The sequence below is a fragment of the Lachnoclostridium phocaeense genome, assembly GCF_959599685.1.
Taxonomy (GTDB): Bacteria; Bacillota; Clostridia; order Lachnospirales; family Lachnospiraceae; genus Claveliimonas; species Claveliimonas monacensis.
The window spans coordinates 23453-47796 of sequence record NZ_CAUGIN010000004.1; the positions used below are offsets into that span (position 1 = coordinate 23453).

Sequence of the window (24344 nt, forward strand, 5' to 3'; positions counted from 1 at the left end):
TAAGACGGCACTGCGGCGGAGAAGGCTGCAGTGCCGTTTTGTCCATAAAACGCAGGGAGGTGACAGTATGAGACTTGATAAATTCCTGAAGGTTTCCCGCCTGATCAAGAGGCGCACCGTGGCGAATGAGGCCTGTGACGCGGGGAGAGTACTGGTGAACGGCGCGGTGGCAAAGGCCTCAGTCAAGGTAAAGCCGGGCGACATCATAGAGATCCAGTTCGGGACAAAAACTGTAAAAGTCGAAGTCCTCGACATAAAAGACACGTCTAAAAAAGAAGAGGCGAAAGATCTGTTCAAATATCTGTAATAATCTCAGACAGCCTTTCATATGATTATCAAGAAAGGTTGTGATGGCAATGGAAGAAAAACAGGTGCGGGGAGCGCACAAGCTCGTTGTGAATAACCGGAAGACCAGCCTGGTGACAGGCGTCCTGGATGTTTTGTCCTTTGACCTGAACGAGATCCTCCTGGAGACAGAGCAGGGGATGCTGATGGTCAAAGGATCTGACCTTCACGTGAACAGGCTGAGCCTGGAAAAAGGGGAAGTGGATCTGTCCGGGACCATAGACAGTGTGGCCTACTCGGAGGTGCATCCGGCGGCCAAGACGGGTGAAAATATACTGAGCAGGCTGTTCAGGTGACGCATGCACGGGATAGAGGTGGAGGGCCTTTCTTTCCTGGAGGCAGTGCTGACGGGAATGACGGTCTGCAGTGTCTACACATGCCTGCGCGTGCTGCGGCGGATCGTCCGCCACGCCCCGGCGGCCATTGCTGCGGAGGACCTTTTTTTCTGGCTGGCGACAGCGTTTTATATGTTTGTGCAAATTCACCATACTACCAGTGGTAGCATCAGGTGGTATTTTATACTAGGTGTTGTGCTGGGGAGTATTTTTTTCTCCTGTCTGTCGAAAATTCCGGGAAAACTGCGAAAAAAATTGTACGCAAAGAGGAGGGGGAAATTCGGCGAAAACGGTTGAATAAGCAGGAGAAAAAAGATAAGATAAGAGATAATAACCAGTGAAAGCTGGCGAAATGGGTGAGTAATTAATATGGGAAGCATTAAACAAAAGAACAGGGCGAGACGCCGGAAAAAACAGGTGCAGCAGCACAGGAGGAGTATGCTGGGCATCAGTGCGGTGATCCTGCTTTTGGCAGTCATTGTCTCGGTGAGCAGTATTGAGCTGCGTGCCAAGAACAGTGCATACATAGAGCAGGAGCAGGAGCTGGAGGAAGAGATCCAGGCCGAGAAGGACCGCGCGGAGGAGATCGAAGATCTGGAAGAGTACGTAGATACAGATGAGTACGTGGAGCAGACAGCCAAAGATAAGCTGGGGCTGGTTCACGAAAATGAGATTATTTTTAAGGCAAAATAAGAATTTTTATAAGTATGCAAAAGAGAAGCTTTGGGAGAGAGTCCCAAAGCTTTTTTGTTCCACAGACAGAAGTTTTGGCCTGCCTGTGGGTGCAGGGGAGTATAGCGATGGGTGAGGTTAAGGAAAAGGAACTTTTTGTCAATCCCTACGTGATTCAGATGGACAAATTTGCGGGCTCTCTGAAGCATCTCTCTGAGACCTTTCTGGGCCTGGAAAAGAGCCGCCGGACGCTGACAGGGGAGGAGATCGACGAGATGTTCGCCGCTGTCTCGGAGAAGGTGTGCGGGGGATGTGAGAGGAAGAACCTGTGTCTGGGAGAAGGCAGAGACAGGACAAGACAGATGGTCTACGAGATCATGGCTGCCGCCGAGGAGTACGGGGCAGAATTGAATGTGGAACTGAAGAGGAAACTGCAGAAAAAGTGCATCCTGGCGCCCCGCTTCCTGAGGGAGACGCTGGAAGTCTTTCAGGCGGAGAAGCAGAAGATCGTGTGGAGCCGGAAGATGGTCATGAACCGTGAGGGGTGCGCGGCGTCCATGAACGCCTTTGCAGATCTCGTCCAGCATGCAGCCCGGGAGCTGGACGCGGGGATCTGCATGGATGAGCACTTGCAGAAAAAAGTGAAGAATCAGCTGAAAAGGAGAGGGCTGAAACTTCTGTCCAGTGTGTTCTTTATGACCAAGCAAGGCAGGTACGAGGTTCATCTCACGGTGCGGGCTCCCAAGGGGCAGTGTGTGGCCTCTAAGGAGGCGGCGGAGGCGCTGTCTGCCTGCCTGGGGCGGAAGATGCTGCTTGTGAAGGGAGAGTGCCCGGTGGTGACCGAGAACTACGGTACGCTGGTGTTCATGGAAGGCCCGGGCTTTCAGACCATCCAGGGGGTGGCGAAGATCGGAAAGGGATGTCAGAAGATATCGGGGGATACATTTGCCATGACTCAGCTTCCCGGCGGGAAGGAGGGGGTGGTCCTCTCGGACGGCATGGGCTCCGGCGAGCACGCCTTCCAGGAGAGCGCCATGGTGGTGGAGATGCTGGAGGAACTGCTGGAGGCCGGATTCCCGCCCCAGACGGCTGTTCAGATGATGAACACGGCTCTGGTGGCGGGCAGGGAGGAGCTTTGTTTTTCCACCGTGGATATGTGCATTTTCGATCTATACCAGGGATCCTGCGAGCTGATGAAGGCAGGGGCATCCACCACCTTTATCCGGAGCAGTGCGGGGGTGGAGAAGATCAGCTCCGCCACGCTCCCTGTGGGAGTGCTCCAGGAGCTGGAGATCCAGAGGACATCCCGGCAGCTTGGGGATGGAGATTTTGTCATCATGGTGACGGACGGAGTGCTGGACGCCCTGCCTGTGGGAAATCAGGAGGCCATGCTGTCGGCGCTCATAGGGGGCAGCAGCATTAACAATCCCGGCGAGCTGGCCCACTATCTTCTGGAGCAGGTGCTGGAAATGTCGGGGGAAGTGCCGGCGGACGATATGACTGTCCTTGCGGTGGGGATATGGAAAGTGTGAGAGAGCTTGCTTTTTTTCTCCTGATTATTTATAGTATTATATATTTGGTAGACAGCGAAGAGGCCTGCCATCCGGGCAGGAGGAAAAGGACATGTATGAAAAGATAAGAGACTATGTGCGCGCACATGGGATGCTGGATAAGGGTGATGTGGTTATAGCAGGCATATCGGGAGGAGCAGACTCCGTATGCCTGCTTTGTGTGCTTTTGGAGCTGCGGAAGGAGTACGATCTGTCGGTCCGGGCGGTCCATGTCAACCACGGCATCCGCGGGGAGGCCGCGGCGGCGGATCAGGCCTATGTGAAGGAACTGTGCCGAGAGGTGAAAGTTCCGCTTGATGTGGTGCATGTGGATGTGTGCCGCATGGCCCGGGAGGAAGGGCTGACGCAGGAGGAGGCGGGGCGCGTAGCCAGACGGCGGGCCTTTGAGGAGGCCGCCGCAAGATGGAGTGCCGGCAGGATCGCCCTGGCCCACCACAAGAATGACAATGCGGAGACGGTCCTTCTCAATCTGGCCCGGGGAACCGGACTGCGGGGGATGGGCGGGATCCGCCCCTGCTCCGGGAAGTACATCCGGCCCCTGCTGGATACCTCCAGGGAGGAGATCGAAGCATTCCTGGATCAAAAAAATATTTCTTATTGTATGGATGCCACAAATTATGAGGATACTTATACACGGAACCGCATCCGCAATCATATAATTCCATATATGGAGGAGCAGGTCAATTCCAGGTTCGTGGACCATGTGTGCGGGACAGCTGGACAGCTGGCTCGGCTCTGGGAGTATGTGGAGAGGCAGACAGACAAGGCGGCAGCCGGCCTGACCAGCCTCCGGGAAGGGGAGGACGGACAGGGAAGAGAGATGGTGATAGATGGACAGGGATTTGCCCGGACAGATACGGCGCTGCGGCCCTATATCTTAAAGTGGGTGCTGGAGCAGGTCAGCGGCAGGGCAAAAGATCTGGAGACGGTGCATTTTGACGACCTTGAGGAACTGTTTGACAGGCAGGTGGGCAGAAGGATCAGCCTTCCCTACGGCATGAAAGCCTACCGGTGCTATGAGGGAGTACGGGTGGTCAGCTCAGACTGGAAGCCTTCACGGGAAGAGGAAAATGAGGTGTGGGACAAAGACAGGATAAAGATGCGCATTCTGGACCCGGCGGACATAGACGGCCCCGCTCTGGAGGCAATTCCCAAAACACCCTACACGAAATGGTTTGATTATGATATAATAGAAAACAGTGTTACTATCAGGACCCGCCGCCCCGGCGACTATCTGGTGATCGGCAGGGACGGAGCCACGCAGAAGCTGAACCGGTATTTTATCAATGAGAAGATACCGTCCCGGGAGAGAGACCGTATTCTACTGGCAGCAGACGGAAGCCGGATCATGTGGGTGATCGGTTACCGGCGCGGGCAAGGGTATGAAGTGACCGGACAGACGAAGAAGATACTGGAGATCACGATAGATAAGGGAGGAAAATACGATGGCAGAGACAATTAGAGAGCTTGTGTCAGAAGAAGAAGTAGAAAAGAGAGTGTGTGAACTGGGCAGACAGATCAGCGAGGATTATGCCGGGAGACAGGTGCATTTGATCTGCGTCCTCAAAGGCGGCGTGTTCTTTATGTGTGAGCTGGCAAAGAGGATCACGGTCCCGGTTTCCATGGACTTTATGAGTGTCAGCAGCTACGGCGACGGGACAGCGTCCAGCGGCGTGGTGAAGATCGCCAAGGACCTGGATGAGTCACTGGAAGGGAAAGATGTGCTGATCGTGGAGGACATCATTGACTCCGGGCGCACACTGTCCTACCTGATCCAGATCCTGGAGAAGAGAGGACCGAAGAGCCTTAAGCTCTGCACGCTCCTTGACAAGCCGGAGCGGAGAGTGAAACCGGTGACCGTGGACTATGTGGGCTTTAACATTCCGGATGAATTCGTCGTGGGATACGGTCTTGACTATGCGCAGAAATACAGAAACCTTCCCTACATCGGCGTTGTGGAAGGCGTGGAGTAGAAAGGAGCAGCAAAGATTTGAATGATAAAAGAGGCAGGGGACTGAGCGGAGCCACGCTGCTTGTGTGTGTGGCATTGCTGTTTGCAGCGCTCTGGTTCACCAATCAGATCGATCAGCGGGATAAGCAGATCGCCTACCAGGATTTTGAAAGCCTGGTGGAAAATGAACAGGTTTCAGATGTGACTATCATCCAGAATCGGGATGTACCTACCGGGCGGCTGGAGATCACAGTTGTGGGCGCTCAGGAGGGGGACGAGGCAAAACAGGTCTATGTATCAGATGTCAACGAGGTGCAGGACTATCTGGACGAGTATGACGTGACCTACTCTCTCAGGGATGTGCCCCAGGAGAACTGGTTTATGACCAATATTTTCCCTACGCTTCTCATACTGGCAGCATTTTTCCTGTTCTTCTACATGATGAACAGGCAGAACGGCGGGGCCAACGCGAAAGCTATGAGCTTTGGTAAGAGCCGGGCCAGGATGAGCACGGAGCAGGACAAGAAGATCACCTTCGCTCAGGTGGCAGGCCTGCAGGAGGAGAAAGAAGAGCTGGAAGAGATCGTGGATTTCCTGAAAGCTCCGAAAAAATATATACAGGTGGGAGCCAGGATCCCCAAGGGTGTTCTCCTGGTGGGCCCTCCGGGTACAGGAAAGACGCTGCTTGCCAAAGCGGTGGCAGGCGAGGCGGGAGTTCCCTTCTTCAGCATTTCCGGATCTGACTTTGTGGAAATGTTTGTCGGTGTGGGTGCGTCCCGCGTCCGCGACCTTTTTGAGGACGCCAAGAAAAATGCGCCCTGCATCATCTTTATCGATGAGATCGACGCGGTTGCCCGCAGGAGGGGAACCGGCATGGGCGGCGGTCACGATGAGCGAGAGCAGACACTGAACCAGCTCCTTGTGGAGATGGACGGATTTGGCGTCAACGAGGGTATCATTGTCATGGCAGCCACGAACCGGGTGGATATCCTTGATCCGGCTATCCTGCGTCCGGGACGGTTTGACAGGAAAGTTGTGGTGGGCCGGCCGGATGTACAGGGAAGAGAAGAGATCCTGAAAGTCCACGCAAAGGGTAAACCTTTGGGAGACGATGTGGATCTGAAGCAGATTGCTCAGACGACAGCCGGATTTACAGGGGCTGACCTGGAAAATCTGCTCAATGAGGCGGCTATCCTGGCGGCCAAGGACGGCCGGGTATACCTGCAGCAGGAAGATGTCCGGAAGGCTTTTGTCAAAGTGGGCATCGGCGCGGAGAAGAAGAGCCGCGTGATCTCAGACAAGGAGAAGAAGATCACAGCCTACCACGAGGCCGGGCATGCCATCCTCTTCCATGTGCTGCCGGATGTGGGGCCTGTGTACAGTGTGTCCATCATTCCTACCGGGGCGGGGGCGGCAGGTTATACCATGCCTCTGCCGGAGAAGGATGAGATGTTCAACACAAAGGGCAAGATGCTTCAGGATATCACAGTGGCTTTGGGCGGCCGGGTAGCGGAAGAAGAGATCTTCAACGATATCACTACCGGGGCGTCACAGGATATCAAGCAGGCTACCAGCCTGGCAAAATCCATGGTAACAAAATTCGGTATGTCCGAGAAGCTGGGGCTTGTCAATTATGACAATGACAACGATGAGGTGTTTATTGGCCGGGATCTGGCCCACACATCAAGAGGATACGGCGAGCAGGTGGCCAGCACCATTGACCAGGAGGTCAAAGACATTATTGATGCGTGCTACAGAAGGGCCAAATATATTATCCGGAAATACCAGAATGTGCTGGAGAAGTGCGCAGAGCTTCTCCTTGAGAAGGAAAAGATAACAAGAGAGGAATTCGAGTCCTTATTTGAAGGGATTGAGGTTTCAGAAATATAAAGTCAGGCGGCGATAGAATGAACATACATGCATTATTTTGCGACGGAACAGGAAATTACGTTTTCCCGCCGGAACCACTGCCAGGACAGCAGGTCACACTGCAGTTCCGCACCGGAGCAGGCGATGCGGACAGTGTCTGCCTGCTGACGGGCGGCAGAGAGTACGAGATGGAGAAGCGGAGCACATCCGGGGTGTTTGACTACTATGCAGTGTCCCTGGAGCTTGGTGAAGAGAATCTGTACTACAGCTTCAGGGTGCGCGCCGGGGAGGAAGTCTGGTATTATAACCAGTTTGGCGCCACCAGGGAGAAGATCGAGGAGTATGAGTTCCAGATCGCTCCTGGATTTAGTACCCCCGACTGGGCCAAGGGCGCGGTCATGTACCAGATCTTTGTGGACCGTTTCTGCAATGGAGATCCATCCAACGATGTGGAAGACGGAGAGTACATCTATATCGGAGAACCTGTGGAACATGTGAAGGACTGGAATGAATACCCGGCGGCCATGGACGTGCGGCGCTTCTACGGAGGTGACCTGAAGGGCGTCATGGAGAAGCTGGATTATCTCCAGGATCTGGGAGTGGAGGTCATCTATTTTAACCCCCTGTTTGTCTCACCGTCCAACCACAAGTACGATATCCAGGACTACGACTACATTGACCCGCATTTTGGTGTCATCGTAGAGGACGGCGGAGAGCCTCTCCCGGTGGGCGTGAAGGAAAATGTATATGCGACGAAATATCAGAAGAGGGTGACGGACAGGAAAAACCTGGAAGCCAGCAACCAGCTTTTTATCAAGCTTGTGGAGGAGCTTCACAGGAGGGGAATGAAAGTCATCCTCGACGGCGTTTTTAACCATTGTGGTTCTTTTAACAAGTGGATGGACCGGGAACGGATCTACGAGGGCCAGGAGGGGTATGAAAAGGGAGCCTATGTCTCCGCGGACAGCCCCTACCGGGATTTCTTTGAATTTTTCCAGAGCGGAGACGAGCACTGGCCCTACAACGGAAATTATGACGGCTGGTGGGGGCATGATACTCTGCCTAAGCTCAACTACGAGGGTTCAAAGGAGCTGGAGGACTATATACTGGAGATCGGGCGCAAATGGGTGTCTCCCCCCTACAATGTGGACGGCTGGAGACTGGACGTGGCGGCGGATCTGGGGCACAGCATAGAGTACAATCACGAGTTCTGGAAGAAATTCCGGCGTGAGGTCAAGAAGGCCAAACCGGATGCGCTGATCCTGGCGGAACACTATGGGGACCCGAAAGAGTGGATCGCGGGGGATGAGTGGGACTCTGTTATGAACTATGACGCCTTCATGGAGCCTGTTACCTGGTTCCTGACCGGGATGGAGAAGCACAGCGATGAGGACAGGGAGGAGCTCCACGGTAACGCGGACAGCTTTGTGCGCTCTATTTTTCACCATATGTCCCACATGCTCACTCCCTCTCAGCAGGTGGCCATGAATGAGCTGTCCAACCACGACCACTCCCGGTTCCTGACAAGAACCAATCATATGGTGGGAAGAATCGGCAGCCTGGGACCGGAGAAGGCGGAGGAGTATGTGAGCCTGCCTGTGATGCGGGAGGCGGTGGCCATCCAGATGACCTGGGTGGGAGCGCCCACCATCTACTATGGCGACGAGGCGGGGCTGTGCGGGTTTACAGATCCGGACAGCAGAAGGACCTACCCCTGGGGAAAGGAAGATCAGGAACTCATTGACTACCACAGGGAGCTGATCCGCATACACAAGAATTACGAGGTGTTCCGCACAGGTTCCCTCCGGTGGCTGGTGAAGCAGGACAATGTCCTGGCCTACGGGAGGTTTAACGACACGGATCAGTTTGTCGTTGTCATCAACCACAGCAGTGAGCTGCGGGAAGTGCGGGTGCCGGTGTGGGTGATCGGCGTGCCCATGAAGAGCAGCATGAGGAGGGTGATTTACTCCTATGAGGAGGGGTACACCATGGAGTTCGACGAGATTCACGTGATCGATGGAGAGATCGTGGTGAACATGGGAAGCCAGTCTGTGCTGATTGCGAAGAATAAGGAATTTTAATAAAAGAGAGAGCCAGATGTTCCGATTGGCTGATGCGGAGCATCTGGTTTTTTTGATTGCGATTTTAGTAACAATGGTCTTCGCTTTCTAATCAAAGCAAGAATCCTAAAAATGTAAGCAACATGCAAATTGACGGATTTCCTCTTTTCGAATATGCTTACTTTAAGTAAAATGTACAAAGACTGTGCAGGGAAAGAAACTAAAAACGATTGTATGAGAGAAAGGAGAAAAAAGTGAAGGAGCAGACAAAAGGAAGAGTTACGATACCTACAGACGTTGATGTTGTACCGGAGACACTGGAGCTGGTAGAGCGCTGGGGAGCCGATGCTATCCGTGACTGTGACGGGACGGATTATCCGGAAGAGCTGAAGAACGTGGACGCGAAGGTTTACTCCACATATTACACAACAAGAAAGGACAATGCGTGGGCCAAGGCCAATCCGGATGAGATCCAGCAGATGTATATCATGACACCGTTCTACACAGCGGTGGAGAGCGAGCTTTCCATCCACCTGATGGACCATCTCTACCCGGATATGCTGAAAGTGAACGACCATGATGATATCACCAGATGGTGGGAAGTCATCGACCGCACCACAGGGGAAGTCGTGCCGGTGGAAAAATGGAGCTATGACGGGGAGACCGGGGATGTGACCATCCATGACGCAGCGGCCTTCCACGACTATACAGTCAGCTTCCTTGCCTACATTATGTGGGATCCGGTCCATATGTACAATGCAGTGACAAACGGCTGGACCAATTTTGAGAAGCAGATCACTTTTGACGTGCGCCAGCCAAAGACAAAGGCTTACTCCATGGAGCGTCTGCGCAGGTTCATCGCGGAGAACCCTCACGTGGATGTGATCCGCTACACCACTTTCTTCCACCAGTTCACATTGATCTTTGATGAGCTGGCCAGGGAGAAATATGTAGACTGGTACGGATATTCCGCATCTGTGAGCCCCTACATCCTGGAGCAGTTTGAGAAGGAAGTGGGCTACAAGTTCCGTCCCGAGTACATCATCGACCAGGGCTACATGAACAACACCTACCGCATCCCCTCCAGGGAATTCCGGGATTTCCAGGATTTCCAGAGAAGAGAAGTGACAAAGCTGGCAAAAGAGATGGTGGACATCACCCACGAGTGCGGCAAGGAAGCCATGATGTTCCTGGGCGACCACTGGATCGGCATGGAGCCTTTCATGGACGAGTTCAAGAATGTTGGGATTGACGCGGTTGTAGGAAGCGTTGGAAACGGATCTACCCTGCGCCTGATCAGCGATATCAAGGGCGTGAAGTACACAGAGGGACGTCTTCTTCCCTACTTCTTCCCGGATACATTCCACGAGGGAGGAGACCCGGTGAAGGAGGCGAAGATCAACTGGGTGACAGCAAGACGTGCCATCCTGAGAAGCCCTATCGACCGGATCGGCTACGGCGGATACCTGAAGCTGGCTATGCAGTTCCCGGATTTTATCGACTATGTGGAGAGCGTGTGCCAGGAGTTCCGCACACTGTACGACAACATTAAGGGAACCACTCCCTACTGCGTGAAGAAAGTGGCGGTCCTGAACTGCTGGGGTAAAATGAGAGCATGGGGCAACCACATGGTGCACCACGCCATCTACTATAAGCAGAACTACTCCTACGCAGGCATCATCGAGGCCCTCAGCGGAGCACCGTTCGATGTGAAGTGGATCAGCTTTGACGATATCCGCAGCAACCCGGAGATACTGGATGACATTGACGTGATCCTGAACGTGGGCGATGCAGATACAGCCTACACCGGAGGAGAGAACTGGACAGACGAGAAGATCATCACTGCTGTAAAGAAATTTATTTACAACGGCGGCGGTTTCATCGGTGTCGGCGAGCCGGCAGCGCACCAGCATGAAGGACATTTCTTCCAGCTGGCCACAGTCATGGGCGTGGAGGAAGAGAACGGCTTTACTCTGAATGTGGACAAATATAACTGGGATGAGCACGAGCATTTCATCACAGAGGACTGCAAAGGCGACATCGATTTCGGTGAAGGAAAGAAAAATATTTACGCTTACGAGGGAACTACGATCCTGAAGCAGGATGACAAAGAAGTACAGCTGGCTGTCAATGACTTTGGCAAGGGACGCAGCGTCTACATCAGCGGACTTCCCTACAGCTTTGAGAACAGCCGTCTCCTGTACCGCTCCATCCTGTGGGCTTCCCACGATGAGGGCGAGCTGCACAAATGGTTCAGCACCAACTACAATGTAGAAGTGCATGCCTATGTGAAGAACGGCAAGTACTGCGTTGTAAACAATACCTACGAGCCCCAGAGCACGACTGTGTACAAGGGAGACGGCACAAGCTTTGACCTTGACCTGGAGGCAAACGGTATCTACTGGTACGAGATTTAAAAAGAAAAAGATGAAAAAGATATAAAGGAGAAACAAAGATGAGAGAGCTTCAGCTTCTCATCAAGCCAGTCTCCTCTGCCTGTGACCTGGACTGCACTTACTGCTTTTACAAGGATGAGGCAGCAAACCGCGCTGTGGGCGATCATGGGAAAATGAGCCGGGAGACCATGCGCGCGGTTGTGGACAAGGCACTGGCGGCATCGCAGACCTGCGTGTTCGGCTTTCAGGGGGGAGAGCCGACACTCGCAGGTCTGTCCTTTTTTGAAGACTTTACAGCATATGTGGAGGAGAGAAAAAGGCCGGATCAGGAGGCGGTGTACACCATACAGACAAACGGAAACAGGCTGGATGAGAGATGGTTTGAGTTTTTGAAAGAAAAAAATTTCCTTGTGGGACTTTCCCTGGACGGTGTCCGGAAGACCCATGACGAGAACAGGAAGGACCGGGCGGGAGAGGGAACCTTTTCCAGGGTTTTTGCCTGCGCGGAGCGCATGCGTGAACTGGGGATCCCCTTCCATGTGCTCTGCGTGCTGAATGCCCAGACAGCCCCCCGGATCGGAGCCATCTACCGGTTTTTCATGCGGAAGGGCTTTGACCATCAGCAGTACATCCCCTGCCTGGATCCCCTGGGCACAGTGCGGGGTGAGGCGTCCTTCTCCCTGACCCCCACAATGTACGGGGAGGCTCTGGGGACCCTCTTTGACCTGTGGTGTCAGGACAGGATGGCGGGGCGTCCGGTGTACATCCGGCAGTTTGAAAACTATGTGGCCATGCTCCGGGGCGGACAGCCGGAGGCCTGCAGCATGTACGGCAGATGCAGCATGCAGAACGTGGTGGAGAGCGACGGGACCGTCTATCCCTGTGACTTTTACGCGCTGGACGCGTGGCAGATGGGAAATCTGAAAGATCCGGATACGGACTTTGTGAAACTGCAGAAGATAGCGGCGGAAGAGGCCGGGAGTAAGAGACATCCTTTTTTCAAGGAGGCGGACAGGCGGGACGACAGATGCCGGACCTGCAGATGGTATCCTCTGTGCCGGGGCGGCTGCCGCAGGGACTGCTTCCCGGAAGAGGGCAAGATGAGAAATTATTACTGTGAGACGTACCAGAAGTTCTTTGCGGAATCCATAGGACGGCTGGAGTACATGGCGGGGCATCTTGTTTAGATGCCCCCTCCTGCGTTTGAACGGCTGCCGTCGGCGTGCTGCTGCCGGTACTTGATGGGCGTCATGCCGTACTTTTTGCGGAAAGCCTGGGTAAAGTAGGACTGAGAAGAAAAGCCCACCGTAGACGATATGGAAGAGATGGAGTGGTCCGTGTCCTTCAGCAGTGTGCAGGCAGCTTCCATCCGCCGCTGGTTCAGGTACTGGATGGGTGACTGGCCGGTGTACTTGGCGAAAGAGTGGGCCATGTAGTACTTGTTCATGTGGGTCAGCTCTGTCAGCGTGTCCAGCGTGATGGGCTCTGAGTAGTTGATGTCCAGATACTCTTTGATCCGGGCGCACTCCTTTGTCATGTAGGTGGAGGTGATGGGCACCGGGATCACGTGCTGATAGCGGACGATGCGCAGGATCAGGATCTCCAGCAGATCCTGGCAGATCTTGTCAGAACCGTAGGAGGGATTCCTCACCTCGTAGAGCATCTGCGCAAAGAGGTCTGCGATCAGAGACTTATTGCTGAAATTACAGAAGACCTGTACGCAGGTTTTTTTGTTTGCCGGCTGGAAGGAGATGCCGTCCACTCCGATGACATAGTACTCCAGTGGGGTGCCCTTGATAGACTGCTCCGTGTGTTCCATGTATGGGGGGATGATGACCAGGTCCCCCGTTCGGATATGATACTTTTCGTCGTGGAAGAGGAAGTTCCCCTCCCCGTTTACCACGAAGAAAAGCTCGGTGAAATGATGTGTGTGGAAAACGCTCTGCCAGTCCTTTTCGTCCTTGGACAGAGAAACGGACAGAAGACGGGCATTCAGCTTGTCAATGTTTGTGGGCTTGATAGCGTATTGTCTGTGACTCATAGGTCCTCTCCTCTGCTCAGATGTTTCGGGTGTGCTCCATTGTCTCCGGATAGGGCCTGCCGGGAATCAGGACTTTTCCGTCTGTAAATCCTTCAGGCCGGTCTTTCAGGGACTCGATCAGGCAGGACCGGAGAAAGGAAATCCTTTCTTTTGCTGTGCTTTCGTTTATCAGATCCGTCAGTTCATGGGGATCTTCCCTCAGGTTAAAATACTGTTCCCGGCCTGTGGCGGAGTGCCAGATGTACTTGTCAGTCTCCGTGACGATCCAGTGGTTGGAGAAATCTCCGTAGGAGTGCTCTCCGTGGAGCCATGGCCGTACGGACCCGGAGGGATCGGACAGGAGGGGCAGAAGATCTTTGCCGTCCACGGAGTCCGGGATATCGGCCCCTGCCGCAGAAAGGAGGGTGGGCATCACGTCCCTGAGTTCCACCACGCCGTGGCACACGCCGGAAGGCTTAAGATCCAGATGGACATTTTTGCCGGCCCAGACAAAGAAGGGAACACGGCAGCTTCCCTCGTAGGGGCGGGATTTCCGGAACATGTGGTGGTCGCAGAGCTCTTCCCCGTGGTCTGAGGTGAAGAGGATGATGGTGTCATCATACACTTCCTGCTCCACAAGAGCCATGATGAGCCTGCCGATCTGGTGGTCCAGGTGGGTGATGCAGGCGTAGTAGCCGATCTGTGCCTGGCGGATCAGCTCTTTGTCAGCCGGGCCAGTCTTGGAGTCAAAGATACGCCCTTCCCGGCGGAGATACTCATCGCTCTCCCAGGTGCCCACAAAAGGCGGACGCAGATCCTTGTCCCGGTACAGGTCGAAATAGTACTGGGGGGCATCAAAAGGCGGGTGGGGCCGCAGGTAGGAGGCCATCAGGAAGAAGGGCTGGTCCGGATCTCTCCTGCGGAGAAAATCCAGACACCGGTCTGTCACCCAGTTGGTGGGGTGGTACTTTTCCTCGTGGGTCCAGGGGCGCGCCACCCAGCTGTTGCAGTCAATTCCTGTGTCCGTCACATCGGCATCGGCGCCCAGCTCCTTTTTCAGCCAGTAGAAATAGTCGTCCGCCACAAGCTGTGACTCCCGGTATGGCACGTTTCCGTACCTGGCCGCATGGAGGTAGCCGTCGTGGAGATCGACATTGTTGAAGCCCAGATAGTTGCGCAGGGGATGGACATGCATCTTTCCCACACACTGGGTGTAGTAGCCGGCCTTTGTGAGCTCGCCTGCCAGGGTGTGCTCATACCGCCAGGGGATGCTGTCCTCGTATCCCACACGGCCGTGGTGGCTCTGTTCCATGCCGGTGTGGAGGGCGGCGCGGGCGGCGATGCAGCTTGGGCAGGCGCTGTAGGCCCGGTCAAAGGCAACGCCCCGGGAGGCCAGGGTGTCCAGGTAGGGAGTCTTTACGTCCGGGTGTCCCGCATAGCCCAGAGCATCGCCGCGGAGCTGGTCTGTCATAAGTAAAATAATATTTGGTTGTCTCATAATCTCTCCTTCATCTCGCAAATACAAATCTTATGGGAAATTATATCTACCATAATACATTCCCGGGGGAAAAGCAAGCGGGTGGGGCGAATGCAGGAGAGATTTTCTGTGGCTGAAAAGAGAAAAACAGAGTATAATGTAGGGACAATGTGCGGCGTACGCCGCATTCTGAGGAGATTATCAAAAGACAGAATAGAAGGGAGAAAAGAAAATGGGTATGGTATTTATATTTTTTGCAGTCAGCATCCTGTCCTGCACGGCAGGGTCCATCTGCGGGATCGGAGGGGGCGTTATTATCAAGCCGGTGCTGGATGCCACAGGGATCATGGGGGTGAGCAGCATCAGCTTTCTGTCGGGGTGCACAGTGCTTGCCATGTCCCTTGTGTCTGTCTGGAAAAATCTGCGGGCCGGGACGGCGAAGATGGACGTGGGGATCTCTACGGCCCTGGCTGTGGGAGCGGCGGCCGGCGGTGTGGCCGGGAAGGCTATGTTCCAGAGCCTGAAAAACGCAGTGGGGGATGAAAACCTTGTGGGCATGACCCAGGCGCTGGTCCTCATCGTGATCACGCTGGGCACGCTGGTCTACACGATCTGCAAGGAGAAGATCCGCACAAAACACTGCCGCCAGATATGGCTCTGTGTGCTGATCGGCCTTGTGCTGGGAATCATGTCCAGCTTCCTGGGGATCGGGGGAGGTCCCATCAATCTGGTGGTGCTCGGGTACTTCTTTTCCATGTCCACCAAGGAGGCGGCTCTTTCTTCCCTCTACATCATCCTGTTCTCACAGATCACCAGCTTTGTGCAGACCTGTGTGACAGGGACGATCCCGGATGTGGAGCTGGTCTACCTGGTCTTCATGATCATAGGAGGCGTCCTGGGAGGAACCATCGGGAGCAGGATCAACAAGAAGATCAGCGAGAAAGGTGTGGACAGGCTCTTTATCTTTCTCATGGCGGTGATCGTTGTAATCAATATCTACAATGCGATAAAATTTGGAGTGGCTGCCTTCTAGGCAGCCACTCCTTTTATAAATTCTGCTCTATTTTTTGGACAGATCTGTGTATTCCTGGAAGGGGATGGTCAGCAGACCGTCCTGGATCTGAATGGGGAGGATACTGTAGCCGGATTCCTTCAGGTTCTCGGGTTTCCAGTGATCCAGCATAAGATAGTGCGCACCGTCTTTCTCGAAAATGTAGGTGCTCTGTCCGAAGAAAGTCTGGCGGGCATGCTCGCCCACGCAGGGATTGTCGATCAGTTTCCAGCCGGACAGGACCGTGGGGGATGTGGCGAAGAGGGCGTTGTTTGGATCCCAGCCTGTACAGCCGGAGGTGATCATGTAGTATACGCCGTCTTTCTCAAAAAGGGCCGGAGCCTCCCGCTCCTGCTCGACAAAAGCTTTTCCGTACACGCCGTCCACATCCAGATAGTCCTCTGTGAGCCTGGAGATGCGCAGGGTCTTGTTCCAGTCGGAACTGTGGATCAGGTAGGCCTTCCCGTCCCGGTCGCAGAAGAGAGTCATATCCCGGCAGTCTGAGCGGTTGGGGCGGATCCCGCGGACATAGCGGAAGGGCCCGGTGGGAGTGTCAGAGACGGCGATGCCGGCTCTGGCGTCTGTGTAGTCGGCAGAGTCCAGATGGAACCACATGACAAATTTGCCGGTCTTTTTATTGTACAGAACTTTGGGGCGTTCCCCCACTCTGTCTTTGTAGAGGTCGTGTCCCGGTTCGCCGGAGGCTTCCAGGGCCAGCCCCTCGTATGTCCAGTTCATGCAGTCCGGCGAGGAGTAGCAGGAAATGCCGATAAAATCCACCCGGATATCGCCTGAGGGTGCGATGGATGTGGCGCCGTTCTTGTTTTCGCCGTACCAGTAGTACATCCCTTCGTGCTCCAGAATCATGCCGCCGTGGGCCTGGATCAGTTCTCCGTTTGTGTCGTACCATGTAGAGCCGTTTTTGTTCATTGCAGATCTCCTTTGCTTTTTTTGTGTTGAATTCGTATATAAACCATGATAAAACATTAGTCACAGGGCAAGGCCCTTTGCCCCATCATCTTAATATACTTGCACTGCAAAAGCAAGTGAAAAGAAAAGGAGAAGACTATGAGAATTAAGATCAGAGGAACCGAGGACCGCACAGGAGGTCTGCAGATACAGCCGATCCGCGACATACTGGAGGAGAGAGGACACGAGACGGCAAAAGACGGGATGGAGGGAGATCTCTGCATCCATTTTACAAGAACTGACGAGAAGGGATACAGCGTCGCAAAGGCGGGGAGAGATGTGTATATTTCCTGGCATACGCGCCCCGAGGCTTTCCGGGCGCTGGGAAAGGCCCTGGAACATGCGGGGAAAGAGAAGTGGAGAGAGGAGAACAAAGGAACGCAGGGGAACACAGGACTTATGTTTGACTGCTCAAGAAACGGCGTCCTCAAGGTGGAGGCGGTCAAGGAGATGATCCGTCAGGCGGCTCTCATGGGACTGAACTGGCTGCTCCTCTACACGGAGGACACCTACGAGGTGGAGGGGTATCCCTGCTTCGGCGCCCTCAGGGGCAGGTATACGAAGGAGGAGATCCGGGAGTGCGATGCCTACGCGGCGCAGTTCGGCATTGAGATGATCCCCTGCATCCAGACACTGGCTCACCTGCGTACAGCCCTGCGTTGGCCGGCCATGGAAAAATACAGGGACGATGCGGACATCCTGCTGGCTGAGGAGGAGAGGACCTACCGGCTGATCGATGCCATGCTGGCCTCTGTCAAGGATATGTACCGATCAAAGAGGATCCACCTGGGCATGGACGAGGCGTTCTACCTGGGCTACGGAAACTACCGGAGGATCCACGGGGAAGTGAAGCAGGGAGAGCTGATCCGCAGGCATCTGGACAGGGTGATGGAGATCTGTGAAAAATACGGCCTGGAGCCCATGATCTGGAGCGATATGTTCTTTGTGACGCCGGGAGGCGGAGACTATTACAATGTGCCTGCAGACTATGAGTGGCCGGACAGCGAGAAGCCGGACCGGAGAGTCACTCTTGTATACTGGGACTATGAGGGACATGATGAGGACAGATACACAAGAATGGCTACGCTCCACAAAAAACTGACAGATCAGGTGTGCTTTGCCGGGGGAGCCTGGATCTGGAACGGGCTTGCGCCCAACTATGCCCAGGCCATGGACGCCACGAAGAAGGCTTTTCTCGGCCTGGAGGACACGGGCGTGACAGACAGCTTCTGCACCCTCTGGCTGGACAACGGGGCTGAGACGCCCATGCGGGCCGGGCTTCCTATGGCAGCTTTCTACAGCAGATGTGCCTACGGCGAGTCCACAGATCCGGAGGAGATGGAAAGCTGGTTTAAGATGCTCTGCGGCGAGTCCTACCAGGATATGCTCCTCTTTGACAGGTTGGACCATATACCGGGAACCGGCGTGTACAATGAGGGATTCGCCAACCCCTCCAAGCAGATCTTCTATCAGGATCCCCTGACCGGCGTCTTCGACGGGCAGTATGCGGGAACGGGGCTGGATGTGTATTACGCGGAGACGGCAAAGCTGTTGAAAAAGGCACAGAAGCGTGCGGGTAAACTGGAAAAAATGTTCCGGTATTACAGACTTCTGGCCAGCATCGACGCCGGGAAGTGCGAGCTGGGAGTGAAGATCCGCAGCGCCTACCTGTCCGGTGACAGAGACACCCTGGCAAGGATCGCAGACAAGGAGATGCCGGATCTCAGGAAGAAAGTGCAGAAAATGCACACGCTGAGAGAGCAGATGTGGCAGGAGGAGTTCAAGCCCAACGGCTATGAGGTGATGGATGTGCGCATGGCCGGCGTGGAGATCAGGCTGAAGTCCGCCCGCAGGCGTATCCTGGATTATCTGGACGGAAAGATCCCATCCCTGCCGGAGCTTGAGGAGGAGAGACTCCCTTATTTCACCAATGAAGAGGGAAAAAATGCGTCCGGAAAGTGCAATTTGTGGGAAAATATCGTAAGTGCGGCGAACATCTGCGGCGTGTAATTGTGTAAAATGTAGTGAATGTTGACGAAAAACATTTATTTTTGTAAATAGAATGCACAAAAAAAGCAAGAACTATAAAAAAAGGAGCAAAAGAAAGATAGAAACGGCTAAAGGGGATAGCTATAATACAGATATAAGCTGACAGACGGCTTAGAGGTTCATAGGCAGTAAATTGCGGACAGGAGGAGACATGGACGGAAGGAAGATTTATTACGTCAGCACCCTGCGGGGGGATGACAACAACGATGGCTTGTCAGAGGAGACACCTTTTCGGAGCCTGAGAAAAGTAGCCGGACAGAAAAGAGAGCCGGGTGATATGATCCTTCTGGAGCGGGGCTCCGTCTTCCAGGAAGAGTACCTCCACATATACGAGGGAGGCACCAGGGAGCATCCTGTTGTAGTAGATGCGTATGGACAGGGAGAGATGCCGGTGATAGCGGCAGAGGGAAGCGGCCTTTGGTATCAGAACTACGGAGCGCCTCTCGACAGCCCGGCCCACGTGTGGAAAGGGTATGTATCATCTGCAGTGCTTCTCTACGATGCGGAGTACATCACGGTGCGGAACATTGAGATCACCAACAGCACCCTCCGGGAAGGAGAGGTGTACAACCAGGGGGATCTGATGAACCGGACAGGCGTCAGCATTGTGGCAAAGGACAGAGGAACCCTTCACGGGATCGAGCTGGACAACCTGTATGTCCACGATGTAGACGGAAATGTATATGACAAGCATCTGAACAACGGCGGCATTTACGCCAGCGCTCTGGCGCCGGCCGACGAGAGCCGGACGGGAGTTGCCAGATACGACGGCCTTCACATCCACCACTGCCGGGTAGAGCGGTGCAGAAGATGGGGGATCGCAGCCGGATATACCTACCAGCATGGCAGGTTTACCACGCTGGAGCTGCCGGACGAAGTGGTCAAAACATACGGCTCCGTCAATGTAGTCATTGAGCACAACCGCATCCGGGAGATCGGAGGAGACGCCATCACTCCCATGTACTGCTTCAAGCCACTGGTACAGTACAATGTATCAGAACATGTGGCCCTCGATATGAACGAGGATGTGTACACAGAGGCAGGAGAGCGGGGAGGCATGGTCGCAGCGGCCATATGGCCCTGGAAATGCAAGACAGCGCTCTTTCAGTACAACGAAGCGTCGCACACACACTTCAACCAGGACGGGGAAGCCTGGGACGCGGACTCGGGAGACGGCACCATCTACCAGTATAACTACAGCCACGACAACGAGGGCGGATGTGTCATGTTCTGCGAGGGAGAGAGTGTCAACAACATTTTCCGCTATAACATCAGCGTCAATGACGGCATAGAGAGATCGGGAGTCGTCACTCCGGTGCGAAACATAGACGCGCACATTCACAACAACATATTCATTATACAGGAAAGCGTTCCCTTTATCCGGACCAACATGTCCGAGGGCGGAATGCTGGTAGAGAATAATCTTATTATAAATGCAGGGGATGAGGCCAGGACAGAGGACTGGCATCACCAGACTGAGAAAGCGCAGTACTGCGGAAATCTGTACGGCAACTACGCCAACATCCCGGAAGATGACCGGGAGGCAAAGGATGCGCAGAGTGCAGATGTTGAAAAATGGATAAAAGGGGAAGCCGGGCTGGACTTCTATGAAGAGCATACCGGTGTCCGTCCTTATATCGGGGCCTGCTTTGCCCGAACCAAAAAGCAGAACTAAAAACCCTATATTTTAAGGAAGGTGAGGTAACATTATGAAAAAGAAAATTGTGAGTGTATTACTTACAACAGCAATGGTCGCAACACTGGCAGCAGGATGCGGATCTTCCGACAGCGGAAGCTCTGATTCTGGCTCTGGCGACAGCGGCAAAGAAATGACTTACTGGTCCATGTGGAACTCCACAGAGGCACAGGCTAAGGTCATCCAGAAAGCTGCAGACGCTTACGAGGAGGAGACGGGCATCCACATCAACATTGAGTGGAAGGGCCGTGATATGAAGACTCTGATCGGCACAGCTCTTGAGGCAGGCGAGGACATCGACCTCTTCGACGACGACTATATGCGTGTTGTCATGAACACAAAGGATTACCTTGTAGACCTGTCCACACTGGAGGGCGAGGAAGAGTTTGAGAGCCATGTAATGCCTGTTATCCTTGACAAGGCTAAATCATGGGGCGATGGAAAGCTCTACACAGTACCTTATCAGGTATACACAACGGGTGTATGGTATGACAAGGCTATGTTCGAGGAAGCCGGCGTGACAGATGTTCCTACAACATGGGACGAGTTCCTGGATGTATGCCAGAAGGTAAAAGACGCAGGCTACAACCCGATCACATGTAACTCTGACTCTGTAAACCTGATCTATGGTTTCCAGCTTGCAAGATACATCGGACAGGACGCAGTTCTTGACTGCTTCAACAACAGCAACTGGGCAAATGTTCCGGAGGCTAAGAAGGCTGCGGAAGATATCGCTACATTAGTAGAGAACGGATACTTCTCACCCAACGCTCCGGCACAGTATCCGGACGGACAGAACGAGATCGGCTTCGGCGAGAGCTGCATGGTTCTGAATGCATCCTGGATCCCGAACGAGATCCTTCAGAACACAGGTACAGAGGTAGACTTTGGCTTCTTCCCGTGGCCGTCAGTTGAGGGCGGTGTAGACGGAGCTGAGGCATCCATGGTTGGTGCACAGGGCTATGGTATCGTTAACACAAGCGATATGCAGCAGGAAGCTTTCGACTTCGCAAAAATGATCGCTACAGGCGACTATGACCTTGAGATGGCTTCTTCCGTTAACTCTATCCCTGCTGATACGGAGAACACAGAGTGGCCGGCAGCAATCTCTGCGGCAGAGCCTTACTTCAAGGAAATGACAAAGGCTTATGACTGGGCAGTTGGTCTTGAGACAAATCCTGACTTTACTCCTATCATCAATGAGAACGTAGTAAAACTGATCCAGGGCGACATCACTCCGGATGATTTCATTACAGCACTGTCTGCTGCTCAATAATCAATCTGGAATAACACCGGTATGGCAGGCAGATGCTGTCTGCCATACCGTTTTTTAGTACCACAGAAAACAATCTGAGAGAAAGGGGGACATCTTCTTGAAACAGAATAAGAAAATGATCGTCTGCTTTCTGACTCCGGCGCTGCTCTTCTTCATCATCATGTTCCTGTATCCTATCATCCGTACAGTCATCATGAGCTTCTTTAATGTGGAAGGCGTCAGCGACCCGATGAGCGAGTGGAGCTTTAACGGTCTGGGAAACTATGAGAAACTGTTGGGGACAAAGCTTTTCCAGACATCCATGGTCAACATGATCAAGATTTACGTCATTGGCGGTATCGCTGTCATGGTCATCGCACTTCTCTTCGCTGTCATCTTGACAAGCGGTGTGCGGGCGAAAGCATTCTGGCGCGCGGTCATCTATGTACCCAACATTATCAACGCGGTTGCTATCTCCACTATGTGGATCCAGTACGTGTTCAACAAGCGCTTCGGTCTTCTGCACAGCCTGTTTGAGGCTCTGGGGCTGGAGGAGCTGGCGAAGATCGACTACATGAACGGAACGTGGAAGTTCTGGTCGTTGCTGATCGCTTTCTGCTTCGGCTCGGTGGGCTATTTCATGCTGATATTCATCAGTGGTATTGAGAGGATCCCGGCGGACTACTACGAGGCTGCCACTATCGACGGAGCGAACAAGCTGAAACAGTTCAGCTTCATCACTATGCCGCTGATCAAGGGCGTGTTCAAGACATGTATGACATTCTGGACCATCAGCATTGTCGGCTTCTTCGTATGGTCACAGATGTGGGCATCACCCCAGCCGTCCGACAACGCGACGATCACTCCGGTTGTGTACATGTACAACGCTGTGTTCGGAACAACTGGAAGCACATCCCGTGACGCCGGTGTGGGCGCTGCGGTAGGTATCCTGATGGCGCTGATCGTGCTTGTCGTATTCGGACTTGTCAACGTGCTCGTCAAAGACGACGACCTGGAATTCTAAGAGAGGAGGATGGCTTTTATGTTTGGAAAAAAGAAAGAAAAAGAAAAAAAGGTCAGAGAGCCGTTTAATCCTCGCAAAGAAGTGAAACTGATTCCCGGTTATCTTATTGTAGGCATCTGGGTGTTCTTCACGATCTTCCTTCTGGTGTGGATCCTGGCAGCCAGCTTTTCCACAGCTCCGGAGATCATGCAGGGCAAGGTCTTCAAGTTTGAGAGCGGCTTTCATTTTGAAAACTATATCAATGCATGGAATGCAAACAGCATTTCCACATTTTTCATGAACTCACTGCTGTATTCCGTGGCCACCATGGTAGGCGCGGTTGTCATCAGTGCGCCGGCAGCCTATGTGCTTTCAAGATTCACATTCCTCGGAAATAAGCCGATCCGGTCCGGTTTCCTCGTTGCCATGAGTATCCCGAACATCATGATCGTGCTCCCGCTGATGTCCATCTCTATTCAGCTTGGCATCAACGGCTCCAGAGGACTTCTGATCTTCCTGTACATAGGAATGCAGATCCCGTACACGACCACATTCCTGATGACCTTCTTCCAGAACCTGTCCAGGACATACGAGGAGGCGGCAGCCATCGACGGCTGTACTCCTATGATGACATTCTGGAGGATCATGTTCCCGCTGGCTCAGCCGGGTATCATCACGGTCGGTATATTCATCTTTATGAATATCTGGAATGAGTACTTTATCTCGCTGATCTTTGCATCGTCCTCGGATATCATGCCTGTAGGACCCGGACTTAAGAGCGTGCTTTCGTCCATGCAGTACACGGGAGACTGGGGCGGCCTGTTCGCAGCCGTTGTCATCGTCTTCCTGCCCACGCTGCTGCTGTATGTCTTCCTGTCAGAGAAGATCATCTCCGGTGTTACCGGCGGCGGTATCAAAGGTTAAGAGTGTATCCGGCCTGAGGCCAGATAAAAAAACAGGAGCGCTGCCTCGTTATCGTGATCCGATAGAGGGGCAGCGCTCCTGTTTTCTTAATAATGAAGAAAGGAGACATTATGGGAAAACAAGTAACAGCGGCTGGCCGGCCAATGTCCTGACCATGCATCCAGACGGGGAGAGTGTGAGGAGAGCTCTTGAAGAGGGGCCCTACGGCCGCTGTGTTTACTACTGTGACAATAATGTTGTGGACCATCAGGTGGTAAACATGAATATGACGGACGGATCGACTGTCAGCTTTACAATGTGCGGATTTACGGCAGACTGCTCCAGATATGCAAAGCTTATGGGCACAAAAGGGCAGATCATTGCCGACATGGGGGCTAACACGATAGAAGTAATTCCGTTTGGGAAGGACGCGGAGCTGATCGATGTCTCCAGGATGGCAGAGGACTTCTCAGGACATGGAGGAGGAGACAGGGGCCTGGTGAGCGCGTTCCTGGATTTTGTCACCGGCGAGCAGTCAGAGGATGACACAATTTCTTCTGTAGAGCGCTCTCTGGAGAGCCACTACATTGCGCTGGCGGCGGAGGAGTCCAGACGGAACGGGGGCGCTGTGATCCGGATGGAGCAGGTGCGGAAATAAAAACAGAAAAGCAGGCAGAACAAAAGAGGGGGTACCTCTGTGGCGACAGCGTCACGGAGGTACC

At 53.7% G+C, this 24344-nt stretch carries 21 protein-coding genes; 18 read left to right on the top strand and 3 right to left on the bottom strand.

Translation table 11 applies throughout. The features are described 5' to 3' along the window. Window positions 1-67 precede the first annotated feature (67 nt). The 11 genes from Q5911_RS02605 (at window position 68) to Q5911_RS02655 (ending at window position 12386) form a co-directional block, all read left to right on the top strand. On the top strand, window positions 68-307 hold the full coding sequence (locus tag Q5911_RS02605; protein WP_226395192.1) for an RNA-binding S4 domain-containing protein: 240 nt from the start codon (window positions 68-70) through the stop codon (window positions 305-307). Window positions 308-356: 49 nt separating this feature from the next. Further along, the gene (gene yabP, locus Q5911_RS02610; RefSeq protein WP_076781142.1) at window positions 357-641 is read left to right on the top strand and encodes a sporulation protein YabP; all 285 of its coding nucleotides are present in this window, start codon (window positions 357-359) and stop codon (window positions 639-641) included. Between the two features lie 3 nt (window positions 642-644). Beyond that, window positions 645-977: a spore cortex biosynthesis protein YabQ gene (gene yabQ / locus Q5911_RS02615; RefSeq protein WP_076780191.1), complete on the top strand. Its 333-nt coding sequence runs from the start codon at window positions 645-647 to the stop codon at window positions 975-977. Between the two features lie 72 nt (window positions 978-1049). Continuing rightward, the gene (locus tag Q5911_RS02620) at window positions 1050-1373 is read left to right on the top strand and encodes a septum formation initiator family protein (RefSeq protein WP_303180762.1); all 324 of its coding nucleotides are present in this window, start codon (window positions 1050-1052) and stop codon (window positions 1371-1373) included. Between the two features lie 107 nt (window positions 1374-1480). Continuing rightward, window positions 1481-2884, top strand: coding sequence for a SpoIIE family protein phosphatase (locus Q5911_RS02625; protein WP_303180764.1), 1404 nt, complete (start codon window positions 1481-1483; stop codon window positions 2882-2884). A gap of 91 nt (window positions 2885-2975) precedes the next feature. Next, complete coding sequence (tilS, locus tag Q5911_RS02630) at window positions 2976-4385, top strand: tRNA lysidine(34) synthetase TilS (protein ID WP_303180766.1); 1410 nt, start codon at window positions 2976-2978, stop codon at window positions 4383-4385. Continuing rightward, window positions 4369-4896, top strand: a complete 528-nt coding sequence (gene hpt / locus Q5911_RS02635; protein WP_076780198.1) for a hypoxanthine phosphoribosyltransferase — start codon at window positions 4369-4371, stop codon at window positions 4894-4896. Before tilS ends, hpt begins: the two co-directional genes overlap by 17 nt. Before the next feature lie 17 nt (window positions 4897-4913). Beyond that, complete coding sequence (gene ftsH, locus Q5911_RS02640) at window positions 4914-6764, top strand: ATP-dependent zinc metalloprotease FtsH (protein WP_303180768.1); 1851 nt, start codon at window positions 4914-4916, stop codon at window positions 6762-6764. Window positions 6765-6781: 17 nt separating this feature from the next. Next, window positions 6782-8824, top strand: a complete 2043-nt coding sequence (locus Q5911_RS02645; protein ID WP_303180770.1) for a glycoside hydrolase family 13 protein — start codon at window positions 6782-6784, stop codon at window positions 8822-8824. A gap of 233 nt (window positions 8825-9057) precedes the next feature. Then, window positions 9058-11220 (top strand): 1,3-beta-galactosyl-N-acetylhexosamine phosphorylase, encoded by a 2163-nt coding sequence (gene gnpA, locus Q5911_RS02650; RefSeq protein ID WP_303180772.1) that lies wholly within the window; start codon window positions 9058-9060, stop codon window positions 11218-11220. A 38-nt stretch (window positions 11221-11258) separates the two neighbouring features. After that, window positions 11259-12386: a radical SAM/SPASM domain-containing protein gene (locus Q5911_RS02655; RefSeq protein WP_033125819.1), complete on the top strand. Its 1128-nt coding sequence runs from the start codon at window positions 11259-11261 to the stop codon at window positions 12384-12386. On the opposite strand, the gene Q5911_RS02660 is transcribed toward Q5911_RS02655, so the two are convergent. Together Q5911_RS02660 and Q5911_RS02665 are read right to left on the bottom strand one after the other, a co-directional pair. Continuing rightward, window positions 12383-13240, bottom strand: a complete 858-nt coding sequence (locus Q5911_RS02660; protein WP_303180776.1) for an AraC family transcriptional regulator — start codon at window positions 13238-13240, stop codon at window positions 12383-12385. The genes Q5911_RS02655 and Q5911_RS02660 overlap by 4 nt on opposite strands. 16 nt (window positions 13241-13256) lie before the next feature. After that, window positions 13257-14717: an arylsulfatase gene (locus Q5911_RS02665; protein WP_303180777.1), complete on the bottom strand. Its 1461-nt coding sequence runs from the start codon at window positions 14715-14717 to the stop codon at window positions 13257-13259. Between the two features lie 211 nt (window positions 14718-14928). Between Q5911_RS02665 and Q5911_RS02670 the strand changes: the two genes are divergently transcribed. Next, complete coding sequence (locus Q5911_RS02670) at window positions 14929-15729, top strand: sulfite exporter TauE/SafE family protein (protein ID WP_330391207.1); 801 nt, start codon at window positions 14929-14931, stop codon at window positions 15727-15729. Window positions 15730-15756: 27 nt separating this feature from the next. Here the strand turns inward: Q5911_RS02670 and Q5911_RS02675 are convergent, their stop codons facing one another. Further along, window positions 15757-16677: a glycoside hydrolase family 43 protein gene (locus Q5911_RS02675; protein WP_076780208.1), complete on the bottom strand. Its 921-nt coding sequence runs from the start codon at window positions 16675-16677 to the stop codon at window positions 15757-15759. A 138-nt stretch (window positions 16678-16815) separates the two neighbouring features. Here Q5911_RS02675 and Q5911_RS02680 point away from each other — a divergent pair, with 138 nt between their 5' ends. The 6 genes from Q5911_RS02680 to Q5911_RS02705 all read left to right on the top strand — a co-directional run bounded on the left by Q5911_RS02680 (window position 16816) and on the right by Q5911_RS02705 (window position 24280). Next, window positions 16816-18726 (top strand): beta-N-acetylhexosaminidase, encoded by a 1911-nt coding sequence (locus tag Q5911_RS02680; RefSeq protein ID WP_303180779.1) that lies wholly within the window; start codon window positions 16816-16818, stop codon window positions 18724-18726. A gap of 190 nt (window positions 18727-18916) precedes the next feature. Continuing rightward, entirely contained in the window at window positions 18917-20440 is a 1524-nt protein-coding gene (locus Q5911_RS02685; protein ID WP_303180781.1) for a polyhydroxyalkanoate depolymerase, read from the top strand. Window positions 20441-20474: 34 nt separating this feature from the next. Then, window positions 20475-21737: an ABC transporter substrate-binding protein gene (locus Q5911_RS02690; protein ID WP_303180783.1), complete on the top strand. Its 1263-nt coding sequence runs from the start codon at window positions 20475-20477 to the stop codon at window positions 21735-21737. A gap of 97 nt (window positions 21738-21834) precedes the next feature. After that, window positions 21835-22740 carry a carbohydrate ABC transporter permease gene (locus Q5911_RS02695; protein WP_303180785.1) on the top strand — a complete coding sequence of 302 codons (906 nt, stop codon included), beginning with the start codon at window positions 21835-21837 and terminating at the stop codon, window positions 22738-22740. An 18-nt stretch (window positions 22741-22758) separates the two neighbouring features. After that, entirely contained in the window at window positions 22759-23643 is an 885-nt protein-coding gene (locus Q5911_RS02700; protein ID WP_331591509.1) for a carbohydrate ABC transporter permease, read from the top strand. 175 nt (window positions 23644-23818) lie between these two features. Further along, window positions 23819-24280 (top strand): hypothetical protein, encoded by a 462-nt coding sequence (locus Q5911_RS02705; RefSeq protein ID WP_303180787.1) that lies wholly within the window; start codon window positions 23819-23821, stop codon window positions 24278-24280. Window positions 24281-24344 lie beyond the last annotated feature (64 nt).

Excerpts from the sequence above, each read along its gene's own strand:
- Q5911_RS02700 (WP_331591509.1), top strand. The coding sequence starts at position 22,759 with ATGTTTGGAAAAAAGAAAGAAAAAGAAAAAAAGGTCAGAGAGCCGTTT.
- yabP (WP_076781142.1), top strand. The coding sequence starts at position 357 with ATGGAAGAAAAACAGGTGCGGGGAGCGCACAAGCTCGTTGTGAATAAC.
- Q5911_RS02605 (WP_226395192.1), top strand. The coding sequence starts at position 68 with ATGAGACTTGATAAATTCCTGAAGGTTTCCCGCCTGATCAAGAGGCGC.
- yabQ (WP_076780191.1), top strand. The coding sequence starts at position 645 with ATGCACGGGATAGAGGTGGAGGGCCTTTCTTTCCTGGAGGCAGTGCTG.
- Q5911_RS02690 (WP_303180783.1), top strand. The coding sequence starts at position 20,475 with ATGAAAAAGAAAATTGTGAGTGTATTACTTACAACAGCAATGGTCGCA.
- Q5911_RS02620 (WP_303180762.1), top strand. The coding sequence starts at position 1,050 with ATGGGAAGCATTAAACAAAAGAACAGGGCGAGACGCCGGAAAAAACAG.
- tilS (WP_303180766.1), top strand. The coding sequence starts at position 2,976 with ATGTATGAAAAGATAAGAGACTATGTGCGCGCACATGGGATGCTGGAT.
- Q5911_RS02645 (WP_303180770.1), top strand. The coding sequence starts at position 6,782 with ATGAACATACATGCATTATTTTGCGACGGAACAGGAAATTACGTTTTC.
- Q5911_RS02625 (WP_303180764.1), top strand. The coding sequence starts at position 1,481 with ATGGGTGAGGTTAAGGAAAAGGAACTTTTTGTCAATCCCTACGTGATT.
- Q5911_RS02660 (WP_303180776.1), bottom strand. The coding sequence starts at position 13,240 with ATGAGTCACAGACAATACGCTATCAAGCCCACAAACATTGACAAGCTG.
- hpt (WP_076780198.1), top strand. The coding sequence starts at position 4,369 with ATGGCAGAGACAATTAGAGAGCTTGTGTCAGAAGAAGAAGTAGAAAAG.
- Q5911_RS02655 (WP_033125819.1), top strand. The coding sequence starts at position 11,259 with ATGAGAGAGCTTCAGCTTCTCATCAAGCCAGTCTCCTCTGCCTGTGAC.
- Q5911_RS02665 (WP_303180777.1), bottom strand. The coding sequence starts at position 14,717 with ATGAGACAACCAAATATTATTTTACTTATGACAGACCAGCTCCGCGGC.
- Q5911_RS02685 (WP_303180781.1), top strand. The coding sequence starts at position 18,917 with ATGGACGGAAGGAAGATTTATTACGTCAGCACCCTGCGGGGGGATGAC.
- Q5911_RS02675 (WP_076780208.1), bottom strand. The coding sequence starts at position 16,677 with ATGAACAAAAACGGCTCTACATGGTACGACACAAACGGAGAACTGATC.
- Q5911_RS02680 (WP_303180779.1), top strand. The coding sequence starts at position 16,816 with ATGAGAATTAAGATCAGAGGAACCGAGGACCGCACAGGAGGTCTGCAG.
- Q5911_RS02670 (WP_330391207.1), top strand. The coding sequence starts at position 14,929 with ATGGGTATGGTATTTATATTTTTTGCAGTCAGCATCCTGTCCTGCACG.